Source organism: Rhodococcus sp. T2V (genome assembly GCF_029269925.1).
Taxonomy (GTDB): Bacteria; Actinomycetota; Actinomycetes; order Mycobacteriales; family Mycobacteriaceae; genus Rhodococcus_F; species Rhodococcus_F koreensis.
In genome coordinates, this window is record NZ_JARJBD010000006.1 from 241,752 (window position 1) to 249,742 (window position 7,991).

The 7,991-nt window shown below is 69.5% G+C and carries 5 protein-coding genes; 4 read left to right on the forward strand and 1 reads right to left on the reverse strand.

All coding sequences use genetic code 11. The features are described 5' to 3' along the window. Window positions 1-3 precede the first annotated feature (3 nt). Both P3H15_RS08680 and P3H15_RS08685 read left to right on the forward strand, forming a co-directional pair. Window positions 4-1,947, forward strand: a complete 1,944-nt coding sequence (locus P3H15_RS08680) for a sensor histidine kinase (protein WP_276136826.1) — start codon at window positions 4-6, stop codon at window positions 1,945-1,947. Then, on the forward strand, window positions 1,944-2,618 hold the full coding sequence (locus tag P3H15_RS08685; protein WP_276136827.1) for a response regulator transcription factor: 675 nt from the start codon (window positions 1,944-1,946) through the stop codon (window positions 2,616-2,618). Before P3H15_RS08680 ends, P3H15_RS08685 begins: the two co-directional genes overlap by 4 nt. Window positions 2,619-2,628: 10 nt before the next feature. Here the strand turns inward: P3H15_RS08685 and P3H15_RS08690 are convergent, their stop codons facing one another. Further along, window positions 2,629-4,278: an amidase gene (locus tag P3H15_RS08690; RefSeq protein WP_276136828.1), complete on the reverse strand. Its 1,650-nt coding sequence runs from the start codon at window positions 4,276-4,278 to the stop codon at window positions 2,629-2,631. Between the two features lie 235 nt (window positions 4,279-4,513). On the opposite strand from P3H15_RS08690, the gene P3H15_RS08695 reads away from it, so the two are divergent. Further along, window positions 4,514-5,728, forward strand: coding sequence for an acetyl-CoA C-acetyltransferase (locus tag P3H15_RS08695; protein WP_095862907.1), 1,215 nt, complete (start codon window positions 4,514-4,516; stop codon window positions 5,726-5,728). A 29-nt stretch (window positions 5,729-5,757) separates the two neighbouring features. Beyond that, window positions 5,758-7,899, forward strand: coding sequence for a 3-hydroxyacyl-CoA dehydrogenase NAD-binding domain-containing protein (locus P3H15_RS08700; RefSeq protein ID WP_276136829.1), 2,142 nt, complete (start codon window positions 5,758-5,760; stop codon window positions 7,897-7,899). Window positions 7,900-7,991: the final 92 nt, after the last annotated feature.

The following is a 7,991-nucleotide window of genomic DNA, read 5'->3' on the forward strand; positions in this document are numbered from 1 at the left end:
CCGATGACCGAGGGGTCGGCAGGTGCGGGCGGTGCGCCCGTACCCGCTGCCGTCATGGCGGTGTCCGCGTGGATCCTGGTCGTCCTGTCGGTGGTGGCGTTCGTCCGGGCCGATCCGGGCATCGATTCGAATCAGCTGTTCTTCCTGGTGGACGTCGTCGGGGCGGCGGTCTACGGGACCGTGGCCGGTGTCGTGCTCGCGCGGCGGGTGCACCCGGTGCCGATCATCATGGGGCTCACCGCGATCGGCGTGGGTCTCGCCGCACTCGGTTACAGCTACTCGCAACTCGCGGCCGTGCGTCCGGGGCTGCCGTGGGTCGATGTGCTGTCGCCGTTGCAGAACACGGCGTGGATTCCCGGGACGCTGAGCCTGTTCCTGATCGTGCCGTGGCTGATCCGCGACCATCCGCTCGGCGTCGGCGCGAAACTCGGTGTCCTCGCCGGTGTCGCCGCGACGGCCTGGTACTTCTGGTCCCGCACATTCACGGAGATCCCCGCAGTCTGGGTGATCGTGCCCGTCCTCGTGGTCGGTTTCGCGGCGGCAGCGGACTGCGGATGGCGGTGGCGGCACGGTCCACCCGACGAGCGGGTGGGTCTCGGGTGGATGTGCCTGGGCACGGCGCTGATGACGGCCGCGTACCTTCCGCTGGCGCTGCCCGCGTCGCTGCCGGGGCTGTGGGTGCTCAACCCGTTGGTGCACTTGGCGGTTCAGGCGTTCTACCCGGTCGCGATCCTGGTGTGCATCCTGCGTCAGCGCATGTGGGGGCTGAATCTGGTCGTCAGCCGCGCGACGGTGGCGGGCACCCTCACCGTCGCGCTGCTGGTGCTGTACGTGGTGGTGGCCACGGCGCTGACGGCGCTGCTGCCCGACGGCGATTCGGTGGGGGCGCAGGTGGTCGCGGCGGGTGTCGTCGCCGTCGCGGTGCAACCGGTGCGGTTGTGGCTGCAGCGGCGGGTGCACCGTCTGGTGTACGGGGAGGGCGAGGATCCGGCGCGGGCCGTCCGCACCCTCGGCAGGCAGTTCGGCAGCGCAGAGACCCCGGAACAACTCCTCGAGGGTCTCGCTGCCGGCGTCGGCGTCGCGTTGCGGCTCGAATCCGTGTCCGTGCGGCGCGCCAGCGGGGTTGCCGCCGTGTGGGGTTCGGCGACCGGACATGCCGAGTCGGTGGAGTTGGTGCACCGCGGTGCGGTGCTGGGGACGATGGTCGTGACGGCACCGCCGGGGGAATCGCTGGGGACGCGCACCCGCCGGTCGCTCACCGAACTGTCGGCGGTGGTGACGGCCGGTCTCGTCGTGCTGCAGTCGGCGGAGAACCTGCAGGAGGCGCGGCGTCGGCTGGCGTCCGTGCGACTGGAGGAGCGGCAGATGATTCGCCGCGAACTGCACGACGGCCTGGGTCCCTCGCTCGCGGGCATCCGGCTGGGCCTGCAGGGCGCCCGGAACCTGCTCGGTTCGGATCCGGCCGCCGCCGCCGAACTCATCGACGCGCTGCAGGAGCAACTCGACCATCAGGTGGAAGGCGTCCGGCAGCTGTCGCGCAGCATGTTCCCGCCGGTGCTCGACGAACTCGGACTGGTCCCGGCGCTGCACGAACTGGCGGCCACCCAGTCGCGCAGCGGGTTCCGGCTGCGGGTGCGGGCCGATCCGCCGCCGAGGCTGGGCGCGGAGATCAGCGCTGCGGCGTACGGGATCGTCGTCGAGGCCGTCACCAACGCGCGCAGGCACAGCGGTGCCGACGGCTGCCGGGTCGACGCCACGTTCGCTCCGGAGGTGCTGACGGTCGTCATCCACGACGACGGGTGCGGGTTCGATCCGGCCGGGGGCGGCGGCGTCGGCACGCGATCGATGCGCGAGCGGGCATACGAACTCGGCGGCACGCTGCACATCGAATCCGGCCGTCCGACAGGCACGGTGGTCACCGCCCGGTTACCGTTGACCGCATCATGAGCGCGGACACGAAAAGTTCCACCACCTCGTCCATCCGGGTAGCCGTTGTCGACGACCACCCGGTGTTCCGGCTGGGCATGGTCGCGTTGCTGTCGACGCTCGACGGCATGGAGGTGGCCGCACAGGCCAGTTCCGTCGCCGAGGCGCTCGACGTCGTCGACGGGGACGTCGACGTGGTGCTCATGGACCTCGAACTCGGCGACGGTTCGGGGGTGGACGCCACCCGGCGGCTCGTCGAGCGGCACCCCGCCCTGCGGGTGCTCGTGGTCACCATGCACGAGGACGACGAATCACTGGTCGCGTCGGTGCGTGCCGGGGCGCGCGGCTACCTGGTGAAGGGCGCCGATCCGGGGGAGGTCGAACGCGCGGTCCGGGCGGTCGCCAACGGCGAGGTGATCCTCGGCGCCGCGGTCGCGGCCCGCGCGATGAGCTTCATGGCCGCCTCGCGCCGGATGGAACCCACCGTGTTTCCGGAACTCACCGACCGCGAACGGGAGGTTCTCGACCTCGTCGCCCGCGGCTACGACAACGCGAGCATCTCGCGCCGACTCGTGCTGAGCCCGAAGACGGTGCGCAACCACGTGTCGAACGTGCTCGCCAAACTCGGTGTGCCCGACCGTCCCGCCGCCATCGTGCGGGCACGGGACGCGGGCCTCGGACTCGACACCTGAAACGCCGGGGTCACACCGCCGCAGTCGAGGTGGTCGGCACGAATCGGATGCCCGGGCCGGTGTCGTCCGTGTTGGTCGCGGTGGGCCCGGCGCCCGGGGCCGCGACCCGCACTTCGGGGATCTGCCGGGGCGCGGCGCCGAGCGGCGGTGCGTCCCGCCACACCGGCTGCGCCTGCTGCAATTCCAGGACGATGGAGATCAGCGCCGCCTCGGACCACGGGACCCCGCCCAGCTGCACCCCGAACGGAATGCCGGTGGCCGCGGACCGGCCCACCGGCGTGCAGACGACCGGTGCGCCCGTGTAGTTGGCCCAGAAGTAGTTGTCCCGCGCACCGGCGAACACACTCGAATCGGAGAGGTCGTCGCGCCGCACCCCGTCGGTGAGCGCGCCGGGACGCAGAATCACGTCCAGCTGGTGCTCGGCGAACATCCGGTTGTAGTCGTGCTGGAAACGCAGGCGCGCGCGTTCGAGGGCGAAATAGTCGGCGACGGGCAGGGCGAGGCTCGCCATCGCCGCGGTCGCGGCGAGCGCCGACTCCGCGCCGTATGCCGGGAGCCGGTCCGCGAACTGCCGGTGGTACGAGCCGAATTCGGCGTAATCCCCGCTCAGCAGCCCCGTCGGGACCGCGGGCTCGGTGACGTCGACGATCTCGCCGCCCACACCGCGGACGAGGTCGAGGAACCCGGCGAACAACGTCCCGATCGGGCCGGGCAGGTCGTCGGCGACACCGCGCGGCAACCCGAAACGCCTGCCGGACAGCGGACGTGACCCGCCCGCGGCGGCCAGCGGGTACCCCTCCGCGGGAACGTCGGGACCCACCGACGTGCTGGGATCGTCGACGTCGACGCCCGCCATGTGGCTCAGGAGCAGCGACGCGTCGGCGACGCTGCGGCCCATCGGACCGGTGTGATCGCGGGTCCAGGTCAGCGGAATCACCCCGCTGGTGCTGCACCGCCCGAACGTCGGTTTGATGGACGTGATCCCGCACGCGCTCGCGGGGATGCGCAACGAACCGCCGGTGTCCGTTCCCAGCGCGCAGGGCGTGAACCGGGCGGCGAGGGCGGCGGCGCTGCCACCGGACGAGCCGCCCGGCGAATACGCGACGTCCCACGGGTTCCCGACCTGCGGCGTCGCGGTTCCGATGGCGAACTCGTGGGTGTGCGCGTGGCCCATCAGCACCATGCCCGTGTCGCGCAGCTGCCGCCACACCCCGGCGTCGCCCGCGGCGATGTTCCCGTCGAGGACGCCGCTCGACGCCGTCACGGGCAACCCGGCCACCGCGTACAGATCTTTCAGTGCGATCGGCAGTCCGCAGACCAGCGGGGCGGACCCGGCCGCCAGTCGCCGCGCGGCGGACTCCGCGGCCTCGTAGGCCTGCTCCGGGTAGATCCGAATCCACGCCTCGACGCCGCCGTCGTGCGCCGCGCTGCGCGACAGGCACGCGTCGAGCAGTTCGCGCGGATGCAGCGCCCGGGACTGCAACAGCGCCGCCGCCTCGACAGCACTCAGAAGCGCGGGATCGGAGGCGGAAATCGCGGCGGGCGACGGCAGGCGGCGTGCCGGATTCGCGGTCGCGCCGGCACGCCCCAGGCCGGCAACGGTCACCGCACCCGCGGTCGCGGCGCCGAACAATTGCCGGCGGGACAGTCGGGTGGTCACAGCGTGTTCTCCTCCGCTCGGGTCGCATCGAGCGCCGCGCCATTACAGCACGAAACGGCGATTCCGGCAGGGTCGAGATCGCCCTGTCGTGATCGCCTGGGTCACGATCCAGGATCGCTTCGGTCCTTCCTCCTGTTTTGCAACACGTTCTAAGGTAAATGTGCCGGGGTATGCCCCGTGCAGAGCGCCGTGTGCACGGTCGGCGTCGACGCAGATAAGGAAGGAACACTCCACAGTGACCACAGAGGCATTCATTTATGAAGCCATCCGGACCCCGCGCGGCCGCGGAAAGAAGACCGGTTCGCTGCACTCGGTCAAGCCGATCTCGCTGGTCACCGGCCTGATCGACGAGCTCCGCGCCCGCTTCCCCGACCTGGACGAGGATCGCATCTCCGATCTGGTCCTCGGCGTCGTCACCCCCGTCGGCGACCAGGGCATGGACATCGCCCGCGTCGCGGTCAACGACGCGGGACTGCCCGACACCGTCGGCGGCGTGCAGCTGAACCGGTTCTGCGCGTCCGGCCTCGAGGCCGTCAACACCGCCGCGCAGAAGGTGCGGTCCGGCTGGGACGAACTGGTCATCGCCGGCGGCGTCGAATCGATGTCCCGCGTGCCGATGGGCTCCGACGGCGGACCGTGGGCGCTCGACCCGGCCACCAACTACGACAACTACTTCGTCCCCCAAGGCGTGGGCGCCGACCTGATCGCCACGATCGAGGGCTTCTCCCGCGAGGACGTCGATGCGTACGCCGTCCGCTCGCAGGACCTCGCCGCGAAGGCGTGGACCGGCGGCTACTTCGCCAAGTCCGTCGTCCCGGTCAAGGACATCAACGGCCTCGTCGTCCTCGACCAGGACGAGCACATGCGTCCCGGCACCACCCTCGAAAACCTGGCGGGCCTCAACCCGTCCTTCGCCGGCGTCGGCGAGATGGGCGGCTTCGACGCGGTGGCGCTGCAGAAGTACCACTGGGTCGAGAAGATCAACCACGTCCACCACGGCGGCAACAGCTCCGGCATCGTCGACGGCGCCGCACTGGTCCTCGTCGGGTCCGAGCAGGCGGGCAAGGACATGAGCCTGACCCCGCGCGCCCGCGTCGTCGCGACGGCCACCAGCGGTGCCGACTCCACGATCATGCTCACCGGCCCCACCCCGGCCTCGAAGAAGGTGCTCGCCGCCGCCGGTCTGACCGTCGACGACATCGACCTGTTCGAGATCAACGAGGCGTTCGCGTCCGTGGTGCTCAAATTCCAGAAGGACCTGAACATCCCCGACGAGAAGCTCAACGTCAACGGCGGCGCCATCGCGATGGGGCACCCGCTCGGAGCCACCGGCGCCATGATCACCGGCACCATGATCGACGAGCTCGAGCGCCGGAACGCCCGGTACGCCCTCATCACCCTGTGCATCGGCGGCGGTATGGGCGTCGCCACCATCATCGAGCGCGTCTGACCGCCCGGACCATCAGGAGACTTGAAGCAGTGAGCGAGCAGAACATCATCAACTGGGAGCAGGACGCCGACGGCATCGTCGTGCTCACCATCGACGATCCCAACCAGGGCGCGAACACCATGAACGACGCCTACATCTCCTCGATGAAGGCGACCGTCGACCGCCTCGTCGACGAGAAGGACTCCATCACCGGTGTCGTGATCACGTCCGGCAAGAAGACGTTCTTCGCCGGCGGCGACCTGAAGAACATGATCAAGGTCGGCCCGGAGAACGCCGACGAGATCTACAGCCACAGCGTCGCGATCAAGTCGGATCTGCGCCGCCTCGAGACCCTCGGCAAGCCCGTCGTCGCCGCCATCAACGGCGCCGCACTCGGCGGCGGACTCGAGATCGCCCTGGCCACGCATCACCGCGTCGCGGCGGACGTGAAGGGCGTCAAGATCGGCCTGCCCGAGGTCACCCTCGGTCTGCTGCCCGGCGGCGGTGGCGTCGTGCGCACCGTCCGCATGCTCGGACTGCAGAACGCCCTCATGCAGGTGCTGCTGCAGGGCCAGCAGCGTGGACCGGTGCAGGCCAAGGAGGTCGGACTCGTCGACGAGGTCGTGTCCTCGGTCGAGGAGCTGGTGCCCGCCGCGAAGGCGTGGATCAAGGCCAACCCCGAGGGCGGCGTCCAGCCGTGGGACAAGAAGGGCTACCGGATCCCCGGCGGCACCCCGTCCACCCCGGCGTTCGCCGCGAACCTGCCCGCCTTCCCCGCGAACCTGCGCAAGCAGCTCAAGGGCGCACCCATGCCGGCACCGCGCGCCATCATGGCCGCCGCCGTCGAGGGTTCGCAGGTCGACATCGACAACGCGCTCCTCATCGAGGCCCGCTACTTCACGTCGCTGATCACCGGTCAGGTCGCGAAGAACATGATCCAGGCGTTCTTCTTCGACCTGCAGGCCATCAACTCCGGCGCGTCCCGCCCCGAGGGCATCGAGAAGACACCCATCACCAAGGTCGGTGTACTCGGCGCCGGAATGATGGGCGCCGGAATCGCCTACGTCTCCGCGAAAGCCGGCTTCGACGTCGTCCTCAAGGACGTCACCATCGAGGCCGCCACCAAGGGCAAGGCGTACTCCGAGGGCATCGAGGCCAAGGCGCTGTCCCGCGGCAAGACCACCGAGGAGAAGTCGAAGGCGCTGCTCGACCGCATCACGCCGACCGCCGACCCCGCCGACTTCGCCGGTGTCGACTTCGTCATCGAGGCCGTGTTCGAGTCGCAGGACCTCAAGCACAAGGTGTTCCAGGAGATCGAGGACATCGTCGACCCGAAGGCGCTGCTCGGCTCGAACACGTCGACGCTCCCGATCACCGGCCTCGCGACCGGTGTGAAGCGGCAAGAGGACTTCATCGGAATCCACTTCTTCTCGCCCGTCGACAAGATGCCGCTCGTCGAGATCATCCGCGGCGAGAAGACCTCCGACGAAGCACTCGCGCGCGTCTTCGACTACGTGCAGGCCATCCGCAAGACGCCGATCGTCGTCAACGACTCGCGCGGTTTCTTCACCTCCCGCGTCATCGGCACGTTCATCAACGAGGCCATCGCCATGCTCGCGGAGGGCATCGAGCCCGCCACCATCGAACAGGCAGGCATGCAGGCCGGCTACCCGGCGGCACCCCTGCAACTGTCCGACGAGCTGAACCTCACGCTGATGCAGAAGATCCGCAAGGAAACCGCGGAAGCCGCGAAGGCCGAAGGCAAGGAGCTGCCCGCCGACCCGGCAGGCGACGTCATCAACACGATGGTCGACAAATTCGACCGCAAGGGCAAACTCGGCGGCGCAGGCTTCTACGACTACGCCGACGGCAAGCGCACCGGCCTGTGGCCCGGGCTCAGGGAGAACTTCGGTTCCAAGGAACTCGAAGTCCCGTTCCAGGACCTTATCGAGCGCATGCTGTTCATCGAGGCCATCGAAACGCAGAAATGCTTCGACGAGGGCGTGCTCCTCACCACCGCCGACGCCAACATCGGCTCCATCATGGGTATCGGCTTCCCCGCCTGGACCGGCGGTGTGTCGCAGTACATCCAGGGCTACGAAGGCGGCCAGGCAGGCTTCGTCAAGCGCGCCGAAGAACTCGCCGCCAAGTACGGCGAGCGCTTCACCCCGCCGGCGTCGCTGAAGGCGTAGGCGGCTCCGCCGCCCGTGCGCCTTTTTGGTAGCTGCACGGTAGTTGTCAACCTGTCTGAGACAGGTTCTGGTTGATGTTGATGCCTGTCGGT